The 20,974-nt window shown below is 60.9% G+C and carries 18 protein-coding genes and 1 riboswitch; of the genes, 9 read left to right on the top strand and 9 right to left on the bottom strand.

Features of this window, described 5'->3' with window-relative positions; genetic code table 11:
- The first annotated feature begins 188 nt into the window (after positions 1-188).
- Both WG78_RS17445 and WG78_RS22755 read left to right on the top strand, forming a co-directional pair.
- Positions 189-1,556 (top strand): HD-GYP domain-containing protein, encoded by a 1,368-nt coding sequence (locus WG78_RS17445; protein ID WP_083459309.1) that lies wholly within the window; start codon positions 189-191, stop codon positions 1,554-1,556.
- Positions 1,557-1,738: 182 nt separating this feature from the next.
- A complete protein-coding gene (locus tag WG78_RS22755; RefSeq protein ID WP_161805145.1) occupies positions 1,739-1,897 on the top strand; it encodes a hypothetical protein in 159 nt (52 codons plus the stop codon).
- Positions 1,898-2,057: 160 nt separating this feature from the next.
- On the opposite strand, the gene WG78_RS22750 is transcribed toward WG78_RS22755, so the two are convergent.
- Together WG78_RS22750 and soxR are read right to left on the bottom strand one after the other, a co-directional pair.
- Positions 2,058-2,213 carry a hypothetical protein gene (locus tag WG78_RS22750; RefSeq protein ID WP_161805144.1) on the bottom strand — a complete coding sequence of 52 codons (156 nt, stop codon included), beginning with the start codon at positions 2,211-2,213 and terminating at the stop codon, positions 2,058-2,060.
- A gap of 170 nt (positions 2,214-2,383) precedes the next feature.
- The gene (gene soxR / locus WG78_RS17440; RefSeq protein ID WP_053939137.1) at positions 2,384-2,920 is read right to left on the bottom strand and encodes a redox-sensitive transcriptional activator SoxR; all 537 of its coding nucleotides are present in this window, start codon (positions 2,918-2,920) and stop codon (positions 2,384-2,386) included.
- Between the two features lie 104 nt (positions 2,921-3,024).
- On the opposite strand from soxR, the gene WG78_RS17435 reads away from it, so the two are divergent.
- Positions 3,025-4,026, top strand: coding sequence for a questin oxidase family protein (locus WG78_RS17435; RefSeq protein WP_161805143.1), 1,002 nt, complete (start codon positions 3,025-3,027; stop codon positions 4,024-4,026).
- Positions 4,027-4,211: 185 nt separating this feature from the next.
- On the opposite strand, the gene secA is transcribed toward WG78_RS17435, so the two are convergent.
- Positions 4,212-6,983, bottom strand: coding sequence for a preprotein translocase subunit SecA (secA, locus tag WG78_RS17430; protein ID WP_053939119.1), 2,772 nt, complete (start codon positions 6,981-6,983; stop codon positions 4,212-4,214).
- 257 nt (positions 6,984-7,240) lie between these two features.
- Positions 7,241-8,134 carry a M23 family metallopeptidase gene (locus WG78_RS17425; protein ID WP_083459305.1) on the bottom strand — a complete coding sequence of 298 codons (894 nt, stop codon included), beginning with the start codon at positions 8,132-8,134 and terminating at the stop codon, positions 7,241-7,243.
- Between the two features lie 40 nt (positions 8,135-8,174).
- Between WG78_RS17425 and WG78_RS17420 the strand changes: the two genes are divergently transcribed.
- The 3 genes from WG78_RS17420 to WG78_RS17410 all read left to right on the top strand — a co-directional run bounded on the left by WG78_RS17420 (position 8,175) and on the right by WG78_RS17410 (position 10,683).
- On the top strand, positions 8,175-8,609 hold the full coding sequence (locus WG78_RS17420) for a DciA family protein (RefSeq protein ID WP_053939117.1): 435 nt from the start codon (positions 8,175-8,177) through the stop codon (positions 8,607-8,609).
- A gap of 590 nt (positions 8,610-9,199) precedes the next feature.
- Entirely contained in the window at positions 9,200-10,030 is an 831-nt protein-coding gene (locus WG78_RS17415; protein ID WP_053939116.1) for an undecaprenyl-diphosphate phosphatase, read from the top strand.
- 71 nt (positions 10,031-10,101) lie between these two features.
- Positions 10,102-10,683, top strand: a complete 582-nt coding sequence (locus WG78_RS17410; protein ID WP_053939115.1) for a thioredoxin family protein — start codon at positions 10,102-10,104, stop codon at positions 10,681-10,683.
- A 27-nt stretch (positions 10,684-10,710) separates the two neighbouring features.
- Here WG78_RS17410 and WG78_RS17405 read toward each other — a convergent pair whose 3' ends face one another.
- Positions 10,711-11,751, bottom strand: coding sequence for an oxidoreductase (locus tag WG78_RS17405; RefSeq protein ID WP_053939114.1), 1,041 nt, complete (start codon positions 11,749-11,751; stop codon positions 10,711-10,713).
- Positions 11,752-11,853: 102 nt separating this feature from the next.
- On the opposite strand from WG78_RS17405, the gene WG78_RS17400 reads away from it, so the two are divergent.
- The gene (locus tag WG78_RS17400; RefSeq protein ID WP_053939113.1) at positions 11,854-13,005 is read left to right on the top strand and encodes a GNAT family N-acetyltransferase; all 1,152 of its coding nucleotides are present in this window, start codon (positions 11,854-11,856) and stop codon (positions 13,003-13,005) included.
- A gap of 18 nt (positions 13,006-13,023) precedes the next feature.
- Here the strand turns inward: WG78_RS17400 and WG78_RS17395 are convergent, their stop codons facing one another.
- Positions 13,024-14,022 carry a sodium:calcium antiporter gene (locus tag WG78_RS17395; RefSeq protein ID WP_053939112.1) on the bottom strand — a complete coding sequence of 333 codons (999 nt, stop codon included), beginning with the start codon at positions 14,020-14,022 and terminating at the stop codon, positions 13,024-13,026.
- 24 nt (positions 14,023-14,046) lie between these two features.
- A riboswitch (yybP-ykoY riboswitch) is annotated at positions 14,047-14,230 on the bottom strand.
- Between the two features lie 81 nt (positions 14,231-14,311).
- Here WG78_RS17395 and WG78_RS17390 point away from each other — a divergent pair.
- Positions 14,312-15,490: a Card1-like endonuclease domain-containing protein gene (locus WG78_RS17390; protein WP_053939111.1), complete on the top strand. Its 1,179-nt coding sequence runs from the start codon at positions 14,312-14,314 to the stop codon at positions 15,488-15,490.
- Between the two features lie 99 nt (positions 15,491-15,589).
- Entirely contained in the window at positions 15,590-16,777 is a 1,188-nt protein-coding gene (gene dinB / locus WG78_RS17385) for a DNA polymerase IV (RefSeq protein ID WP_201782474.1), read from the top strand.
- A gap of 879 nt (positions 16,778-17,656) precedes the next feature.
- Here dinB and WG78_RS17380 read toward each other — a convergent pair.
- From WG78_RS17380 to WG78_RS17370, 3 genes are read right to left on the bottom strand one after another with little or no spacing between them, the layout of a single operon-like run.
- Complete coding sequence (locus WG78_RS17380) at positions 17,657-19,021, bottom strand: sigma 54-interacting transcriptional regulator (RefSeq protein WP_053939110.1); 1,365 nt, start codon at positions 19,019-19,021, stop codon at positions 17,657-17,659.
- A gap of 2 nt (positions 19,022-19,023) precedes the next feature.
- On the bottom strand, positions 19,024-19,554 hold the full coding sequence (locus WG78_RS17375) for a hypothetical protein (protein WP_053939109.1): 531 nt from the start codon (positions 19,552-19,554) through the stop codon (positions 19,024-19,026).
- A complete protein-coding gene (locus WG78_RS17370; RefSeq protein WP_083459303.1) occupies positions 19,541-20,968 on the bottom strand; it encodes a sensor histidine kinase in 1,428 nt (475 codons plus the stop codon). The genes WG78_RS17375 and WG78_RS17370 overlap by 14 nt, the downstream gene beginning before the upstream one ends.
- Positions 20,969-20,974 lie beyond the last annotated feature (6 nt).

Raw genomic sequence — 20,974 nt, 5'->3', positions numbered from 1 at the left:
CCTCATTTTTGCGCCGCCTCTCTCCCGAGGGCCGGCGCATTCTTTCTTAAAATTGGCATACAGATCAGCCCCGTAGCGCTCCGAGGGCGCGGTACTTTGCAAAATATGCGATAGTCATGGCGTAAGAAAAAGACGCCGCTGCGATCAGCGCAGCCCTGCAGCCGACCCCGCCTTGCGAGTACACGCCCATGAATGCCTTCGTCACCACGTCTTTTGCGCCTGAAGTGGGCCAGATGAAGCTCTCCGAGCTGATGGCGTCGTTAAGCTACGCGCTCGACATCACCGAAGGCCAGCCTGCGGGCCATTGCATTCGGGTGTGCTGGATCGGCTTGTCGATTGCACGGCAACTGGGGTTGCCCGAGCGCGAACAATGGGATTTGTATTACACGCTGCTGCTGAAAGACCTGGGCTGCAGCAGCAATGCAGCGCGCATTTGCGAGCTGTATCTGACCGACGACCTCGGCTTTAAACGCGACTTTAAAACCGCAGGCACCGGCCTGCCGGAAATCCTCGGCTTTGTATTTGCCCACACCGGCAAAAACGCGCGCTGGAGCGAGCGGCTGGGCGCGATCATGAATGTGATGAAGCACGGCGGCGATATGGCGCAAGAGCTGATTGCTACGCGTTGCGATCGCGGCGCCAGCATTGCGCGCAAGTTGCGCTTTAACGAGAACATTGCTGGCGGCATTCGCAGCCTGGACGAACATTGGGATGGCGGTGGTCGCCCGGACAACCTGGCGGGCGAAGCGATTCCGCTGGGCGCGCGCATTGCGCTGCTGGCGCAGGTGATTGATGTTTATCACCTGAGCCACGGCGTTAAAGCCGCCTTGCGCGAAGTGCGGCGGCGCAAAGGCAAGTGGTTTGATCCCCGACTGTGCGCGGCCTTTGAAGAAGTGGCACGCGATCCGGCCTTCTGGTTTGAACTGGAATCGCCCCATATCGAAGAAAGCGTACTGAAGCTGGAACCGGCGCAATTTGCCGTGTGCCTGGATGAAGATTATCTGGACGATATCGCCGAGGCCTTTGGCGAGATTGTCGATTCCAAAAGCCCGTTTACTTCGGGCCACAGCCAACGCGTGGGCCTGTATACCGATGCGATCGCGGCCGCGCTGGGCGTGTCGGAGAGCCGCCGGCGCTGGTTGCGCCGCGCCGCCTTGCTGCACGATGTGGGCAAGCTGGGCGTGAGCAATTCAATTCTGGATAAACCGGGCAAGCTGGAAGACCACGAATGGCAGGCGGTGCAGCAACATGCGCGCTTTACCGAGGAAATCCTGTCGCGCATCGGTGCGTTTCATGAGCTGGCCGCGATGGCAGGCGCGCATCACGAGCGGCTGGATGGCACCGGCTACCCCAATCGCCTGAGCGCGGCCGAGATCAGCCTGGAAACCCGCATTATCACCACCGCCGATATCTTTGACGCCATCAGCGCCGACCGGCCCTACCGCGGCGCGACGCCGATTGAAGAGACGCTGACTATCATGCAGCGCTCCGTGGGCAGCGCGCTGGACCCGGACTGCTTTGCCGCGCTGTGCCGCATTGCGCGCGAAAACGCCTGATGGCCCAAGCCCTGCGGCCCGAATCTGACGGGCCGGCGGGCGGCTTGTCTGGCCGTGTTCCAGGCCAGCTATGCACATGCGCATGCTGCTTTGTCTGACGCAGGATTACGTCGCCACACCGATGCGGGCGGCGGGGCTGCCACAGGTACATTGGCTCCAGTTTCAACGAGGAGCCCAACATCATGAATACCCCGCAAAACAGCATCCCCAGCCAATCGCAACGTCAACCGCTGCAAATGGAAGAACTGAGCCGCATCATCCTGGAAGACGACGCGTTTGCTGACCTGTATGACCCGGATATCGATGCCGAGCTGGACCACTTTCGCGATTCAATGCACTAAGCCATTGGCGCATTAAACGCCGCCACAAATGCAAACGCCCATCCGGCAAATACGCGGATAGGCGTTGGAATTTGAATGCGGATATCGTTTGCGGCGATGTGCGCGATGCGGTCATTGACAGACCGGCACCGCCCCCACTGCAAGCGAAGTGCTGAACGGTTTAGAGAACCGCGCGCAACAGGCTGCTGAGCAAGCCGGTTTGCGTTTCGATGTACCACACCGCGGCGATGGCCAGCGGCATCCACAAAGTCACGGTGATCACCAGCTCGGTTTGCTTGCTGTGCTGAGCGCTGGATTTGTTGAGTTGACGGTACATGGCGTTCTCCCGGTTCAGGTATCAGGGTGCGCTATTGGTGGTGCGCATGCCGTTAGTAGGCCTGATCAGCGGCGACATTAAAACCAGGACCACCCCTGGTCGGCAAAAACCGTGCGTTTATACCCGGTTAAAGCGTGTGCGGGCCTGTGCTGCAGGCACATTATGATCCGCTAATATTTTTGGTCAGGCTTCGCGCATTCTGCGCCCGCAGGTGGGGTGCAACCATGCGGGTTATCCCCCAGCGCGGATTTTGACCGCTCGCTGGCGGCGCCGATTAAATAGCGTGGGCCGTTGCCTTGTGCGGCGGCAATGTCGTTGGGGTTGTACAGATGGCAATGCTGCATCGACAGGCAACCGCAGCCGATACATGCCCCCAGCCGATCGCGTAATGCGGTGAGCGTATCAATGCGCGCCTGCAAACGGCTTTGCCAGTGCTGCGCCAGCTCGTCCCATTCGGCGCGCGTCGGCGTGCGTTGCGCGGGCAACGTCGCCAGCGCTTCGGTGATTTCTTGCAGACTTAAACCCACGCTTTGCGCAACGCGGATAAATGCCACGCGGCGCAAGGTGTCGCGCACAAACTGGCGCTGGCCACTAGCCGTGCGCACGCTGCAGATCAATCCCTGAGCTTCATAAAAGCGTAGCGCGCTGGCGGCGACGCCTGCGCGTTTGGCCAGTTCGCTGATACTGATCAGCCCGCCAGCTTGCATCGTTATTTTCTCCTTGCCGCGGCGACTACCGGTTTGATATGCCACTTGCATTAAAGTTAACTTTAACTTGTAAAGTGGCCCCACATCAAATGCGGAGATCTGCCATGACGTCCACATCTACTTTGTTTGCGCTGCTTGATGCCAATCGCGGCATCGCGTCCGTAGGCGGTTTCAGCAATCATTTGCCCATGGCCCTGAGCGCGCTGTACCGCCTGGGTGCCGATGAAACGCGCTTGCTTGCGTTTGATCAGCAGCACCGTGCCGAGCGCGCCGCCACCATCCCGGCCGCGACCAGCATGCCCGCCCACTGGGTGGATTGCCTGGCGCAGACCGGGCAGTTTCTGGCGTTGAGCCTGTATTTTGAACAGCGCATTGCGCGGGAAGGCGCGGCGGCGGTGATGAGCGAAGTGTTTACCGGCGTGCCGTTTGCCCCGGCCACTGCGGCGTTTCATGCGCTGATCCGGCTGGCGCATGGCCTGGATGTGGGCCACTGCGGCGAAATCGCGGCCGGGCTGGCTTCCTATGTGAGCAGCTATCTGCCGATTGAATTGAGCCCGGCTGTGGCCGCGCAACCGGGTAGCGTGGCCGAGCAGCTGGCGTATATGGCCCCGGCCCTTAGCCATCTGGAATTGCCGGAACGCATGATCATCCGGCGCTTGCGCGGCGTGGTGGCCGATGCAAACTTTGTACGCGTGCTGACCGCACCGCCCGCCCATAACACACTGCTGCAAGATCTGGCGCACGCGGCCATTGCGCTGTACGCCAGCACGCGCAATTTTACTGCGCTGCATCTGGTCACTGGCGTCAACGCGCTGCGCACGGTGCTGGACCATCTGCCCGCGCCATTAGGGCGCGCGCTGATGCCCGCCATCTGGACCGCGTTTTGCGTGACATGGGCCAGCATCGGCGCCCCGCCGGTACCCCATCTTCTACCGCGCGCGGCCGATGCACTGCCGGACTGGCCAGCATTGTTTGCCTGCGCCATCGCCAGCGAAGACGACCACGATATCAAGCTGACACTGGCGGCGTACAACGAGAACCAGGCGTACCCGTCGCCGTGGTATCAGCATGCGGTGGCGCAACTGTTTGAGCTTGCGCCGGCATAAACCCCTTCTGCCGGTCTCTGATCTGGCAATGCGTGGGGTGTGTCATGATTGGCCAACCCGCGCTTTCCGCGAGGCCTCAGCGCTTTGTTATGCCACTTTGAAAGGTGGGTCCAGACCCACCCTATGGGCGCAAAAAAGGACAACCGCGGTTGTCCTTTTTTTGTATTACTGAAAGCAAAGATCGCTTAGCTGATCTGGCCGTGGCAGTGCTTGAACTTCTTGCCCGAGCCGCACGGGCACAGGTCGTTACGCGCCACGCCAGGAAACTGCCGCGCGATATCCGCAGCCGAATGCCCGCCGCCGTTGTTGCCCAGCGCCGGTTGCGCCGAAGCAGCCGACATCAGCGCTTCTTTAATGCGTTCTTCATCGCCCGACGCCAGCACCGCGGCCAGATCGTTGTGATGGAACTGCATATCCGGCACGGCTTGCGGCTGTACGGCTTCCACATCGGCCTGGCTGCGTACCTTTACGCTCATCACAATCTGCACCACATCGCGCTTGATGCGGTTGAGCAGATCCGAGAACAGCTCGAAGGCTTCGCGCTTGTATTCCTGCTTCGGGTTCTTTTGCGCATAACCGCGCAGATGAATACCCTGGCGCAGATGGTCCAGCGCCGACAGATGCTCGCGCCAGTGTTGGTCCATATGCTGCAGCAGCACGGCACGTTCAAATTGACGGAACGTATCGGCGCCCGCTTCGGCCACCTTGGCTTCATAGGTTTCTGCGCCTGCCGCAATCACGCGCTCTTGCAGTTGCTCGTCCGACAGCGTTTTGTCGTCAGCCATCCATTGCGTAACCGGGGCATGCACGCCAAATTCTTCCAGCGCTTTTTCCAGACCCGGCAGATCCCACTGTTCTTCCATCGACTGCGCCGGCACATATTGCAGGAACAGGTCTTCGAAGAAGCCATCGCGCATGGCGGCGATGGTTTGCGAGGTATCGGCCGATTCCAGCAATTCATTGCGTTGCTGGTAGATGGCTTTGCGCTGTTCATTGGACACATCATCGTATTCCAGCAATTGCTTGCGGATATCGAAGTTGCGACCTTCCACCTTGCGCTGCGCGGATTCGATGGCGCGGCTGACGATGCCGGCTTCGATCGGCTCGCCTTCCGGCATCTTGAGCTTGTCCATCACAAACGCGACGCGATCACCGGCAAAGATGCGCAGCAACGGGTCTTCCAGGCAGAGATAGAAACGGCTGGAGCCCGGATCGCCCTGACGGCCCGAACGGCCGCGCAGCTGGTTATCAATCCGGCGCGATTCGTGGCGCTCGGTGCCGATGATGTGCAGACCGCCTGCGGCCAGCACCTTGTCATGCAGCACTTGCCATTCGGCCTTCAGCGTGGCGATCTTCGCCGCTTTGGCGGCATCGTCCAGGCTTTCGTCTTCTTCGATATCGCGCACGTTGCGTTCGATACTGCCGCCCAGCACGATATCGGTACCGCGACCGGCCATGTTGGTGGCGATGGTCACCTGCGAACTGGCACCGGCTTGCGTCACGATTTCGGCTTCACGCGCATGTTGCTTGGCGTTCAGCACGTTGTGCGCAATGTTGGCTTGCTTGAGCAAGCCGCTCAGCAATTCCGATTGTTCAATCGAGGTGGTACCCACCAGCACCGGCTGGCCGCGCTCTACGCAACCTTTGATATCGGTGATGATGGCGTTGTATTTTTCATTGGCGGTCTTGAAGACCTGATCCTGCCGGTCCTGACGCACCATCGGCCGGTTGGTCGGGATGATGACGGTTTCCAGACCGTAGATTTGCTGGAATTCGTAGGCTTCGGTATCGGCCGTACCGGTCATGCCGGACAGCTTGTTGTACATGCGGAAGTAGTTTTGCAGCGTGATCGTGGCCAGGGTCTGGTTTTCCTGGTTGATCTCGACGCCTTCCTTGGCTTCGACGGCCTGGTGCAGACCTTCGGACCAGCGACGGCCCGACATCAGGCGGCCGGTAAATTCATCGACGATGACCACTTCGCCATCCAGCACCACGTAATGCTGGTCTTTATGGAACAGCGAATGCGCGCGCAAGGCGGCGTACAGATGGTGCACCAGGCTGATGTGCTGCGCGGCGTACAGGCTGTCGCCTTCCGGCAGCAGGCCCATTTGCGTGAGGATCTGCTCGACTTTTTCGTGGCCGGCTTCAGACAGCAGCACCGAATTGGCTTTCTCGTCGACCCAATAGTCGCCCTCGCCTTCTTCGGTTTGCTGGCGCACCAGTTGCGGCGGCACCGTGTTCATCGCCATATACATTTCGGTGCTGTCTTCAGCGGGGCCGGAAATGATCAGCGGGGTGCGCGCTTCATCGATCAGGATCGAATCCACTTCATCGACGATGGCGTAGTTCAACGGGCGTTGCACGCGCTCGTCGGCGGTGTACACCATGTTGTCGCGCAGATAGTCAAAGCCGAATTCGTTGTTGGTGCCGTAGGTAATGTCGCAGGCGTAGGCTTGTTGCTTTTCGTCGTGCGCCATCTGGGCAATGTTCACGCCGCAGGTCAGGCCCAGAAAGTTGTACAGCTTGCCCATGGTGGCGGCGTCGCGCTGCACCAGATAGTCGTTGACCGTGAGCACGTGCACGCCGTTGCCGGACAGCGCATTCAGGTAAGCCGGCAGCGTTGCCACCAGGGTTTTACCTTCACCGGTGCGCATCTCCGAAATCTTGCCCTGATGCAGCGTAATACCGCCGACCAGCTGCACATCAAAATGGCGCATGCCCAGCGAGCGCTTGGCGCCTTCGCGGCAAACGGCAAAGGCTTCGGGCAACAGATCGTCCAGGCTTTCGCCCTTGGCAATCCGCTCGCGGAACTCGGCGGTCTTGGCGCGCAGGCCATCGTCGCTGAGGGCTTGCGTTTGCGGTTCAAGCGCGTTGATGCGGGACACGATCGCGCCATATTGCTTGAGCAGACGATCGTTGCGACTACCAAAAACTTTCTTGAGCAGATTGGAGATCATTTCCTGTTACCGGCTAGTGCGCCTTGCGGCGACCTCAATTTTTCTCAGTATTCCTGATCTGTATACCGTGACCTGCCGGGGCCGGCAGGGGCCCCTTGTTGCTGGTCGACGGCTCTAAGACAACGGCGGCAGGTTTCCCTCGCCGCCGTGTCAAAACTTTGCGCAGTATGCATGGAACCTGTGCCGCGATACACGCTGAAACGACAGATGCGGACAAAATGCACGGTTTCCAGCACTGTGCGGCAGAATTACTTTACTTAATCGTTCGGACCTTGATTAGAAGCCGTGTCGATGGTGTTCTGCGCCAGAAAACGCAGCGGGTTCTGCGCCACGCCTTTATACCTGATTTCAAAATGCAGATGCGGCCCGGTGGAACGCCCCGTACTGCCTACATCCGCAATGATCTGACCGGCCTGAACATGGTCTCCCACCTTCACCAGCAACTTGCTGCTGTGGGCGTAGCGACTGGTCAGATTATTGCCGTGGTCAATCTCGGCCATATTACCATACTGAGGATGAAAGCCTGCATACACCACCGTGCCCGCCCCGGCCGCGCGGATGGGTGTGCCCGAGGGCACCGCAAAGTCCAACCCTTCATGAAACGCCTGGTGCCCATTGAACGGATCAATGCGCCAGCCAAAGCTGGAAGACTGCAGCCCTGCCGTTAACGGCGCCAGCGTGGGCAAGGCCGTGTTGGTGGGCCGCAGCAACATCGATTCGGCCAGGCTGAACTGCCCGATATAACCATTGGCGCGATCATTGGCGGCGTTAACCTGATCCAGCAATTCGGCTGCCGACAATGGCCGATCCCGCGTATCCGGCCCGCCGCGTGGTGGGGCGGGTTGAGTGGTCAGATACGGTTTGACCTCGATACCGGCCTTGGTGCCAACCTGCTGCGCCAGCCCATCCAGCCGGATCAGCCGCGCCTGCAATTCGCCCAGCTTGATCGCCAGCGTGTCCAGCTCGGCCTGGCGCAAGGGCTTGATCAGCGGCCATAAGCGCGGTGCAGTACCACCGCCGCCCAAGGCCATGCCGATGCCCACGCCCAGCGCCACCGCCAGCAGCGTCAATGCCGCCAGCGCCAGCCACAACTGACGCGGACCGATCGACACGGCAGTGGATCGCCGGTTGGATAAAAGAATAATATTCAAGGCGATACTCCCTGAATGCCTGAAGGAATCTGAAGATTTGATGAAACGCCGCAAGTCACATGCCGGGTTCATCGGTGAAAACCGCGCGCTGGTGCGCCTGTCTGATCGCGTGGCCGATTACAACCGCGTGCTGGAACTGATCCGCCGCCAGTTGCCTCCGGCAACCGCCCAGGCCTGCCTTGGCGTTGCCTGGTCCGGCACCACGCTGGTGATCGGCGTCAACAGCGCCGCCGCCGCCACCCGCTTGCGCTACGCCGCCCCCGATCTGATCGAAACGCTGGCGCAGGCTGGCTGGCAAGCTACCGTAATCCTGCCCAGGGTGCAAGCCACGCTGCGCGAGCAAAAACCGATACCGCCCAAGGCCTTGCACCTGTCCGAAGGCGCCCGCCAGGCCTTCGACGACCTCAAACACACCGTCGACGACCCCGCCCTGCTGGAAGCCATCAACAAACTGGTCAACCGCCACAAATCATAGATTAAGCGCCCGGCACGTGAGCGCGCCCACAAGGCAACAGCGAAGCGCCTTGCCGCCGCCCAAAAAGAATGCAAATCCAGGTAAACAGACGGTGTACCCGCAACGCATCAGGGCCGCTGCAGTGCGGTCAGTTTGCGTACCGCCGGAGCGCAGCAACCGGAGTGGCCAGGTGGGCCATGAGAATTGCGAGCACCGCCGGGACGCAAAATGGCCGTGCTGCAGTGGCCCATTCCACCAAAAAAAAAGGGGCGTCGGTATCGGCGACGCCCTCTAATCAGGGAGGAGATGAGCAAAAATGCGCGAATTGATCGCACATGAACGTTCAGACGCACCTCCCCCGCCTGAGTTCCACCATCAGCATGTGAAAATTTACTCTCATTCGCATCCAGCGCCGAAATCAAGCCGTAATGCGGCATAGCGCCCGTTTGCCATTTGCCCCGGCCTTAAAATCCTGTCATCTTTGCGCCTGATGCTTTCTGCAAGCTGTTTCGGCACTCATTTTGCTTACCCGAAACACTGCGCAATCCCTATGCGATGACTAAGCAAGTCCGCCAATAATTTTTGATATAAACCCACTCTGGAATCTGCCCATGGACGTTGTACTGCTACTCAAATCCCTGATCATGGGGGTGGTCGAAGGCGTGACCGAATTCTTGCCCATCTCCAGCACCGGCCATTTGATTCTGGCGGGCGACCTGATCAACTTCTGGCCTGATCAAAAAGAGAAGCGCGACGTTTACGAGATCTTTATCCAGTTGGGCGCTATCCTGGCCGTGGTGTGGGAATACCGCGCCAAACTGGCCCAAACCTTTGCCGGCGCCACCCGCCCGGGTCGGGATCGTAATCTGCTGCTGGCGGTGATCGTGGCGTTTATTCCGGCCGCCATCCTCGGCAAATTGCTGAGCGAGACCATCAAGGCGCATCTGTTCAAGCCGGTGCCGGTGGCGCTGGCCTTTATTATTGGCGGCTTGCTGATTCTGTGGGCGGAAAAGCGCCAGCATCGCGTGCGCATTCAGGACGTCGACAACATCACGTGGAAGGATGGCCTGAAGGTGGGCTTTGCGCAGTGTCTGGCGTTGATTCCGGGCACCAGTCGCTCGGGCGCCACCATTATCGGCGGGCTGTTTTTGGGCTTGTCGCGTAAAGCGGCCACCGAGTTCTCGTTCTTTCTCGGTATTCCCACGCTGACTGCCGCCTCGGTTTACAGCATGTGGAAACTGCGCCATGTGCTGGATATGGCCGACTTCGGCGTATTTGCCGTCGGCTTTGTCGCCGCGGCCATCAGCGCCTTTATTGCCGTGCGCGCCTTGCTGCGCTTTATTGCCACGCATACGTTTATTGCGTTTGCCTGGTATCGCATTGCCTTCGGCATTATCGTGCTGCTGACCGCCTATACCGGCGTGGTGCACTGGGCCGAATAACACGTGGAGATCAAGCCATGGCGTTTCCTGGCTAGACTGATGAGTGATCATCGATCTGACCGGAGAAACCCATGGCACGAGCCGAATCCACGATGTTGCCGTTGAATACCGCACTGCCCGAATTTACCCTGCCCGATGGCGACGGCCGTTTATATGATCTGGCGGGCGTGGCGGGCCCCAAAGGCTTGCTGGTGGCGTTTATCTGCAACCACTGCCCGTATGTAAAGCACATCAACCCGGCGTTGGCCCCGCTGGGCGCGGAGCTGGCGGAAGATGGCGTGGGCATGGTGGCCATCAGCAGCAACGATATCGAGAGCCACCCCGAAGATGCGCCCAGCAAGATGGTCGAGGCCGCGCATGACCTCAGCTACACCTTTCCCTATCTGTACGACGAAACCCAGGCCGCCGCGCATGCGTTTGGCGCAGCGTGCACGCCGGATTTCTTTTTGTTTAATGGCGATCTGGAACTGGTGTACCGCGGCCAGTTTGATACCACACGGCCGGGCAGCGGGCAGGCCCCGAACGGCGCGACGCTGAAAGCCGCACTGCGCGCCTTGATCGACGGGCAGCCGCCCCTGCAAGACCAACTGCCCAGCATCGGCTGCAATATCAAATGGAAGCCGGGCAACGCGCCCGACTATTTTCCAGGCTAACGGCGGCAGTAAAAACCCGCCCCGGGATTACTTCAGCGCCACACGTTGGCCGGTCTTACTGGCCAACGTGCCCGCCTCGATCATGCGCATCACTGCAATGGCCTGCTCGGGCGTAACCGGATTCGGGCCGATGCCATTGATGGCATCGCGCACACCGGCGTAGTACTGCGGATAATCGCCCGCCGGCATATGCAGATCTTCCACCACCGCTTGATCGTTGCTCCAGCCATGCAAACGGCCCGGGCGCGGATCATGGCCCCAATCGTCCATACCGGGCATGCCGCCCGCCTTCATCTGGTCTTCCTGCACATCCAGACCATATTTCTCAAAACTGCCCAGCGTGCCATGCACCAGATAACGCGGCACGCCGCCGCTGACCAGGCAACTGGCGCCCAGCACCACGCGTTTGTCCGGGTAATGCAGCACGGCCAGCGCATCGTCCACCGCCTGCGCGCCGTCGCGGCGCAATGCCAGGTCGGCGCTGATGGCGTCGGGCAGCCCAAACAAGGTGAGCGCCTGATCAATCAGATGCGGGCCCAGGTCGTACCAGATGCCCGCGCCAACCACGGCGGCTTCGCGCCAGCGTTGGCGTACTTCAGGGCGATAGCGATCAAAGCGGCTGGTCAATTCGGTAACGCGACCCAGGCGGCCGCTGGCCAGCAATTGCTGCAATCCCAGAAAATCGGCATCCCAGCGTCGGTTGTGGAATACCGACAGCACGCGGCCCACTTGCGCGGCCTGGGCTTGCAACGCCTCGGCTTCGGCCACAGTTAGGGTAAAGGGTTTGTCGACCACCACGTGTTTGCCGGCGGCCAACGCAGCCTGCGCCAGCGGCGCGTGCGTATCATTGGGCGTGGCGATCACGATCAGATCGATGTCCGGCGCGGCAATCAGCGCTTCTGGCGTCGGGTAGACCGTGGCTTCGGGCCAGTCCGCCAGTACAACGTCGGGTTTGCTGCTGGCAATGGCCGCCAGGGTCAGGCCGGGCGTGGTGCCCAGCAGCGGTGCGTGAAAGGTCTTGCCGGCAAAACCATAACCGACCAGGCCGACTCTGAGTGTGTTGGGCATACTGCCTCCAGATAGATTGAGCGGCGGGACGACCTGATTTTATAGCGTGTGACCGTAGCCAGTCGCTACCGCGCACCCCTGATTGCCAGCCCGGAGTTTTGCATGATTCGTGTGTATGACCGCATTGCCGACATCGATGCCGCCGCGTGGAATACGCTGGCAGGCCCGCACCCAGGGCTGCAGCATGCGTTTCTGGATGCGCTGGAGCAAAGCGGCAGCGTTAACGCCGAAACCGGCTGGCAACCGTGCCATTTAACGTTGTGGGATGCCGAGGAAAACGGCCAACTGATGGGCGCAATGCCGCTCTACCGCAAAGCGCATTCCTGGGGCGAATACGTCTTCGATTGGGCGTGGGCGCGCGCGTATGAGCAACAGGGCCTCGACTACTATCCGCGCCTGGTGTCGGCAGTGCCGTTCAGCCCTTTGCCCGGCAACCGCTTGCTGGCGCGCGACGACGCCAGCCGCGCCGCGCTGATCAAAGGCGCAATCGAACTGACGCGCCAGCTGGGCGATTCCTCACTGCATATCCTGTTCCCCACGCCCGAAGACGCACGCTTTGCCAATCAGCACGGCATGCAATTACGCGAGCAAGTGCAGTTTCATTGGCAGCGCGATCCGGCATGGACTTCGTTTGATGATTTTCTGGGCAGCATGAGCCACGACAAGCGCAAGAAAATCAAACAGGAACGCCGCTATGTGCGCGAAGCTGGCGTCACCGTCGAGCGCAAAGCGGGCGCGGACATCACCGAGGCCGACTGGCGCTTTTTTATCCGCTGCTATCAACACACCTATCGCGAACATCGCTCCACGCCCTATCTCAACCTGGATTTCTTTTTGCGCCTGCATGCCGCGCAACCGGACGCCTGTTTGCTGGTGTTGGCCTATCGCGAAGGCCAGCCGATTGCCGCGGCGTTCGATCTGGTGGGGCCGGATGCTTTATATGGCCGCTATTGGGGCGCGGTGTGGGACAGCGCCGGCTTTGTGCCGGGGCTGCATTTTGAATTGTGCTATTACCAGGGCCTGGAATTTGCGCTGGAACGCGGCCTCAATCTGTTTGAAGGCGGCGCGCAAGGCGAGCACAAACTGGCGCGCGGCTTTATGCCTGTGACGACGTGGTCAGCACACTGGCTGGCGCACCCGGCGTTTCGAGACGCCATCGGCCGCTTTCTGCGCCAGGAGCGACAGGCCGTGGATGAATGGGCCGAACAACTGGCGGCCCAACATCCGTTCAAGAAGGGCGAGAGCGCCGGCTAAGCGGCGCGCATCCCGCCCTTAGCCGTAGAAATGCCAGCCCACGTAGCCAGCAAACACCAGATACAGCAGACCAATCGACGCCAACGTGCGCGCATCGACGTTGCCGCGGCGAAACAGGTTCCACAGCAGCACGATCGCACAGGCGGTGACGATGCCCGACACCAGCAGCGGGTTATCAAAGCGCCACGGCGTAAAAAACAGCCCCAAGGCGCTGGGAATGGTGGCCTGAATCATCATCGCGCCCGAGATATTGGCCAGCGCCAGCCGCTCTTTGCCCTGACGCACCCAGATCAGCGCATTCATGGTTTCAGGCAATTCGGTGGCCACCGGGCTGAGCAGCAGCGCAATGATATGCGGCGAGATGCCCATAAATGTGCCGATATGCTCCAGCTGGGCCACAAAGGTATGCGATGCCACCGCGATTACCGCCAGCGCCAGCAACGACTGCGTGGCAGCCCAGCCCATGGTGGCGTTATGCGGCCGCAGCTTCAGGTCTTCGAGCTCTTCTTCTTCCGGTGCGGTTTCGGCCGTGGTGATTTCGCGCCACACGTACAAGCCATAGGCCGCCAGAAACAACACGCCCAGCCACGGTTTGATGGCAAACGCCACCAGCCCCAGCGCCACTTTAAAAATGAAGATGGCCAGAAACGAAATCTGATCTTGCGCCAACCGTTGATGGTCCACGCGCACCATCGCATCGCCGCGCTTTAGCTTGCGCCGGTTGGCCCACAGCGCCAGTCCGACCACGGCATAGGCGATGGTGGCCAGCACCAGCGGGCCGCCCATGGCCGCGCCCACGCCAATGTCTTTTTGCTCGGGCGTTGTGCCAAAGGCGACGGCGGTAAAGGTGACGGCGCTTTCGGGCAAGGCAGTGCCAAACGCGGCCAGCACGGTGCCGACGGCGGTAGCGCCCAGCTTCATGTGGCGGCCGCACCATTCGATGCCGTTCACAAAGTATTCACAGGCCAGGTAAATGGCGATGGCGGAAAGAAAAAACAGGATGACGGTAAGCAGCATTTATAAGTATGGGCCGGGCAAGCAGATAACCAATGGCGCAACGACGCGGCTTGCCCGGCAGGCAAACGCGTCGTGGCCAAAGGTCTCGCCGGGCCATCCAGCAAGGTGCTGGATACTGATCACGCCATGAAGCAAGCGGCTTCAAGTTTGTTGACGTGAACTCGTTCAACATCGTGCTGAACGATGGCTACTCCCCAATGACAACGGGGCGGATTCTGGCAGCACGTAGGCCGAATGGCAAGCACGCTTTTCAGCCAGGCGCGTAAGGACAAGACGGCATCTGGCCTATATGCTGAAGTCATACCAACTGGAAACCCGCATGGACCGCCACCTGATCGCCTTTGCCGACGCGCCCGAGCCCGACCTGATTACGCCCGCGCTGGATGCACGCTTTAAAGTCAGCCACGTTACCCTGCTGGCCGACGCCAGCCAGACCAGCCGTGCCGACTATATCGCCAGCGTCTGTCGCGACGCGCGCTTGCAAGCGCAAGTGCTGACGCTGCCGCATGCGTGGAACCCCGAACCGATCCGCGTGCGGCTGAAAGAACTGGTGGTGGCCGCCGACCACGCGGTGCTGTTCAACCTGTCCGGGGCCAACCCGGTGCATTCGGCCATCGCGCACGAAGTGGCGCTGGAAACGCAAGTGCCCGCCTTTGTGGTCAACCCGTTCAGCGATCAGATTCACTGGCTGGCGCACGCGCCCGCCGATCTACCGGGCGACCACGGCAATGTGGCCGACAAGCTCACGTTGGAAAGTTATTTTGGCGTGTACGGCATGGAAATCATCGGCTACAGCCGTCGCCTGCACCGCCCCAAACCGCAAATGGATGCCGCCGCCGACGTGCTGGCCCATCTGGCCGTCCAACATGCCGGGCTGATAGGCCGGCTAAATACGGTCTGCAGCAGCCTGACGCCCGAATTTGAAACCCGCGCCGCCGTGCCTAATCACGCCAGCCTGATCAGCGCGTTACGCGCCACCGGCCTGTGCAGCATCCTGCCCGATATGCGCTTGCGCCTGACGCAATTTGAATCGCGCCAGTTTCTGGGCGGCGGCTGGCTGGAATGGTGGTTGCTCAAGCAAGTGGAAGCGCTGGTGGGAGAACTGCCCATCCAGGACGCCGCCGCCAGCGTGCGCGTGCGCCTGCCCAATGGCGTGACCAACGAATTTGACGTGGCCATCCTGTGCAACAACCACGCCTATATGATCGAAGCGAAGACCACCAACGCCGGCTCGCCCGATAAAGGCATCGGCGCGCAGACGCTGTTCAAGCTTGATAGCGTCTCGGGCCTGGCCGGGATGCACGCCGAGGCCATGCTGGCCAGCTTGTGCCTGCCCACGCTGAAAGAAGCCAGCCGCGCCGAATCGCAAGATATCGAGATCGTCGCTGGCGCCGCGCTCACTGAAGTGCAAACGCATTTACGCGAATGGCTGAAAGAACCGCTGGGCGAAGAAATCCCGGTGGAGTAATCCACGGCCCAATCACGCGCCAAGCCGCCCCGGCAAACGGCATGGCGCGGGATATAGAACGATCGTACAATATCGCCATTCGCCATCACCCCTTACTGCATGATGCAGCCCGGTTCTGATTCCCCGCCCGCGTCGGCCGCGCGCCGCATTGCCCATCTGGATATGGATGCGTTTTACGCGTCGGTGGAACTGCTGCGCTATCCGCATCTGCGCGGGCAGCCGGTGGTGATTGGCGGGCGCTCCACGCATGCGCCGGTGCAGGATAAAGACGGCAACTGGCATTACACGCGCATGCGGGATTATGTGGGCCGTGGCGTGGTCACCACATCCACTTACGAGGCGCGCGCCTTGGGCGTGTTCTCGGCAATGGGCACGATGAAGGCGGCGCGGCTTGCGCCCGATGCGATTTTGTTACCCGCCGATTTCGATGCCTACCGCCATTATTCGGGACTGTTCAAACGCGCCGTGGCAGTGATTGCGCCCGATATCGAAGATCGCGGTATCGATGAGATTTATCTCGATCTAAGCAGCCATACCGAGGATTCGGTCACGCTGGCGCGCATGCTCAAGCAAGCCGTCACTCAGGCGACGGGGCTGACCTGTTCGGTGGGCATCGCGCCTAACAAGCTGCTGGCCAAAATCTGTTCCGAACTCGACAAGCCCGACGGCATTACCGTGCTGACGCACGCTGATTTGCCAACGCGCATCTGGCCGATGTCGGTACGCAAAATCAACGGCATCGGCCCCAAAGCCGCCGAGAAACTGGCGGCGCTGGGCATCGAAACCATCGCCCAACTGGCGGCCTACGACGCGCAGGCGCTGCTGCAACATTTTGGCCGCAGCTACGGCGACTGGTTGCACCGCGCCGCTCACGGCATCGACGACCGCCCCGTGGTCACCTACAGCGAACCCAAATCGATCAGCCGCGAAACCACGTTTGAGCGCGACCTGCACGCCCGCCAGGACCGCGCCGCGCTGTCCGATATCCTGATCCGCCTGTGCGAACGGCTGGGCGCCGATCTGGAACGCAAAGGCTATGTCAGCCGCACCATCGGCATCAAACTGCGCTTTTCCGATTTCCACATCGTCACCCGCGACATCTCGCTGGACGCCCCCGTCCAGACCCCCGCCGAAATCCTCCACGCCGCCCGCGAATGCCTTAAACGCGTGCCGCTCGACCAACGCATGCGTCTGCTGGGGGTACGCGCCAGCGCGCTATGCCACCCCGACCAGCTGGAGCAAATGCCACAACGCTACGTGCAAGGCGATCTCTTCGACGGGGAGTGAACGTGGCATAGGGTGGGTCAAGACCCACCACCCAAAGTGGCACGCCAAGCGAACCGCAATAGCAATCGGCTTTGAATGGTGGGTCTAGACCCACCCTATAAGACACGGCCAACAGCGCAGCGCATTGGCCACCCCGGCCCCGCGACAGCGAGCGAAGCGAGTGCCTCGCAGTATCACAACAATGCGTCGGGCGTAGCGAGCGGTCGCAGGTTGAAGGCCGCCGGAACGGAGCAACCGGAGTGGCCGTGTGGGCCATGAGGATTGCGAGTACCGCCGGACTTCAAGATGCGTCCGCGCAGTAGCCCCTCCCCCAAGACGAAAAAAAGCCCGCGTCAGGGGACGCGGGCCGCACACGCTCAAAGAGGGGTGCTATGTTCTCCAGGCAAGACTTGCCAGAAATTCCTGGAGAACGTCAGTCGGTCACGGGAAAAACTACAGCTCAAGCAGTGTGACCAGATCAGTTACGTGCATGGATGGCTTTCCGGGACGCAAGCACACACGCAACAGACCTGCTGCAAGAACCTTAAGAACCAGAGCCTGCCGGCGCGCTAGCGGTCGGGGCGTCGGAGGACGAATCCCCGGCGTAGGCCATACCACCAATCAGTGCGGCGGCGATCAGGGCGAGGCTGGTCAGAGTTTTGCGCATTTGCATAAAGGCTCCTTGGTTAGGTTGGATCTTGTAAGACCTCAATGGAGGTGAGCACTACTATGCAATTGCCGTGCCAGCTTGTGATTCCCCAACAAAATCAACACTTTGCCGACTAACGTATTCCGGATGTCGCCAGAATGTGTCGTATCTCACGCTTTTATGTCGCCAGAGAGCGACGCCATTTATCGACCTTGGCGCAAATCCAATCAAATCAAGGCCTGGCGCTGTCGCTAACCAGCGACGCCTTCACCCGGCTGGCGGAATAAGGCCGGGTCCAAGCCGTTTTTTTGCAACAAACGATAGAACTCGGTGCGATTGCGCCCCGCCATCCGTGCGGCGTCGGTCACATTGCCATCGGCCACTTTCAGCAGCTGCGTTAAATAATCGCGCTCGAAGCGGGTTTTGGCCTCGTTGTAATTAAGAATGCCTTGCGCGGGTAGCCGCAGCGCGCGCTGTACCAGCCCCAGCGGAATAATGGGCGCACTGGCCAGCGCACACACCTGCTCCACCACGTTGTACAGCTGGCGCACATTGCCAGGCCACGAGGCCGCCAGCAGCGCCTCCATGGCGTCCGGGGCATAGCCGGTGACGGGCTTGTTGTATTTGCCCGCCACTTGCGCCAGAAAATGCGCCGCCAGCAGGGGGATATCTTCACGGCGCTCGGACAACGGCGGCAACGTCAGCGACACCACATTCAAGCGGTAATACAAATCCTCTCTAAACAGCCCTTGCGCGATGGCCGCATCCAGATCGCGGTGCGTGGCCGACACAATGCGCACGTCCACCGCCACCGCTTCGCTGGCGCCCACCGGCCGCACGGCCTTTTCTTGCAACACGCGCAACAGCTTCACCTGCAAGGGCAGCGGCATGTCGCCGATTTCGTCCAGTAACAGCGTACCGCCGTGCGCGGTCTGGAATAAACCGCGATGGTTATTCAGCGCGCCCGTAAACGCGCCTTTGATATGGCCGAATAATTCGGACTCCAGCAGCTGCTCAGGAATCGCGCCGCAATTGACCGCCACAAACGGGCCTTTGGCGCGCGGGCTGGCGCGGTGAATGGCCTTGGCCAGCAATTCCTTACCGGCGCCGCTTTCGCCCTGCACCAGCACGCTGGCATCGGATGCCGCTACCAGCCGCGTTTCGCCCAGCAGTTCTTCCATAATCTGGCTGCGGCTGATAATGCCGGCGCGCCATGCGGTCTCGGTGGTTTGCGCGGCTTGCACCGGCGCGGCCACGCTCAGCGCCTGCGCCACCTTATCCAGCAGCACGCGCGCATCAAACGGTTTGGTCAGATAGCAGAACACGCCGCGCTCCATCGCCTCCACCGCGTCGGGGATGGTGCCGTGCGCAGTCAGCATGATCACGGGCAGCCCGGCGTAGCGCTGGCGCAGTTGTTCAAACAACGCCATGCCATCCTGGCCGGGCAATCGCACATCGCTGATCACCAGCTCGGGCCGTTCGTGGCCGATTTGCGCCAGCGCGGCTTCGGCCGATGCGGCCGTGGTCACGCGATAACCGGCCGCCTGCAACCGCAAGGCCATCAACCGCAGCATGTCGGCGTCATCGTCGACAAACAGGATGTGCGGTTTTTCCATGATCAATCTCCTTTGCTTGCCCCCGGCACCGGCTTGGCCAGATCGCGCTCGACGGCCTTCAGCGCATCCAGCTGCTGTTTAAGCTGGTCGGCGCGCTTTTGCGCATCCTTGCCCGCAGCGGTCTGCTTGTCGATCTGGTCTTCCAGTTTGCGCCGCTCGGTCCACATTGCGTTCAGCAACTGGGCATACGGTTTCAGGCCGTTGTCGGCCTTGATCACGCTCTCGGTTAACGTAATCGCGCGCGCGGTATCGGCCGGGTTATGCGTGTGGCCCAGCAAAATGGCCTGGCGCAGCGTCACATCGGGCGTCTGGATGCCATTGCCCAGTTCCAGCGCGCGCTTGCTAAGCTCAGCGGACGGCAAATCCCGTGTTTGCACATAAAACACCGTCAGCGCGCGCGTGGGGTCCAGCGGCGCGGGGGCAATCGGGGCCAGTTGCGGCTTGGGTTCGGTTTTAGGGGGCGCGGCGCACGCGGCCAGCAATGCAGCTGCCACGGCCACCGCCGTCAATAAGCGAAAATCAGGGCGTTTCATCAGGTATTCGAATCCGGAAATGAGCGCCAGGGCCGGCGTTAAGCAAACGCACCGTGCCCCCATGCGCTTCGACCAGCTCGCGCACAATGGACAGGCCAATTCCGTGTCCCGGCGCGCTGGTGGATGGCTGACTGCTGCCACGATAGAAAGGTTCGAAGATCCGCGCAACTTCTGCTTCGGGCACGCCCGGGCCACTGTCCTGACAGTCGATGGCAACGGCCTGACCATCGTGGCTGACCCGCAAATAAATCTCGCCGTCTTCGGGGCTGAAGCGGATTGCATTGGACAATAAATTGCCCACCGCCATGGCGATTTTTTCGGTATCGATGATCACGACGACGGGCTCGCCTTCCACGTGCACCACCAGTTTGCGCGCCTGCCATTGCAGCCGCTGCTCGTCTGCCACTCGCTGCACCACCGCCAGCGCATCGGTGCGATCACGCGTCAATCGTCGCGCCTGGAAGGCGATGGTCTGATAGCGCAGCAAATCTTCAATGCGCGCCTGCAGCGTTAAGACGTTCTCTTTCAGGATGCCGGTAATTTCCCGTTGCTGCGGCTGCAGCGCGCCTACGATGCCTTCATCCAGCAGGGCCACGCCTTCTCGCAATGCGGCCAGCGGCGTTTTCAGTTCGTGCGAGACGTGATGCAACACGCGGGTTTTTTCGGCGTCGGCGGCCAGCAAACGCTTGCGCAGCCATTCCAGCTGGTTGCCCAACTGGCGCAGATCGCTGGGGCCGTGGATGACCACCGCATCGGCCAGGCGGTTTTCGCCCAGCCGGTTGATCGCGCCCGCGATATGGCGCAACGGTCGGGCAAAGCCGACACTCCAGCCGATGGCCAGCGCCACGGTAATGCCAATGACGATGCCGATCTGCCAGGTCAACAATTCGCGCTGCTGGTCGAGTTCTTTGCTGAAGGTGTCATTGCGCGACGCCAACCAGCTTTTCGCCAGCGCAGCGATCTCATCGTTGTTCTGATGCAGGCCTTCCAACTGCCCGTACAGATATTTTTGCTGGGTGCGCACGTTTTTCCACGATTGCGCCAGCACCGAGCCCGCACGTTCGCCATGCGTTACCCAATCGTCGAACACCGTGGCGTCGCTGCTCATGCTGGCGCGCACGTTCTGCACGGCCGAGCGCGCATCGCGCCAGGCGTCCATATAGCGATCACGGAAGGTGGAATCGTCCAGAATCAGAAACTGGCGCGCGCCGCGATCCATCGCCAGCGTGCGCTCTTGCAGCTTCTGCACTTCTTCGCCCAGCGTGGCGGCGGCCTGCATCTGCATGCGGCTTTGCACGCCCAGGCGCTCCAGCGTCAGCAGCGCGTTAACCGAGCTGCCGCCCAGCAAGGCCACGCTGAGCAAAAAAACGCCCAAAGACCACCAGCGAAACGAACTGTGTGGAAGAAGTCTCATCAGCGG

Origin of the sequence: Amantichitinum ursilacus (genome assembly GCF_001294205.1) — a bacterium.
Lineage (GTDB): Bacteria > Pseudomonadota > Gammaproteobacteria > Burkholderiales > Chitinibacteraceae > Amantichitinum > Amantichitinum ursilacus.
Note: the sequence above shows the minus strand (reverse complement) of the source record. Positions and strands in the feature narration are given on the sequence as shown.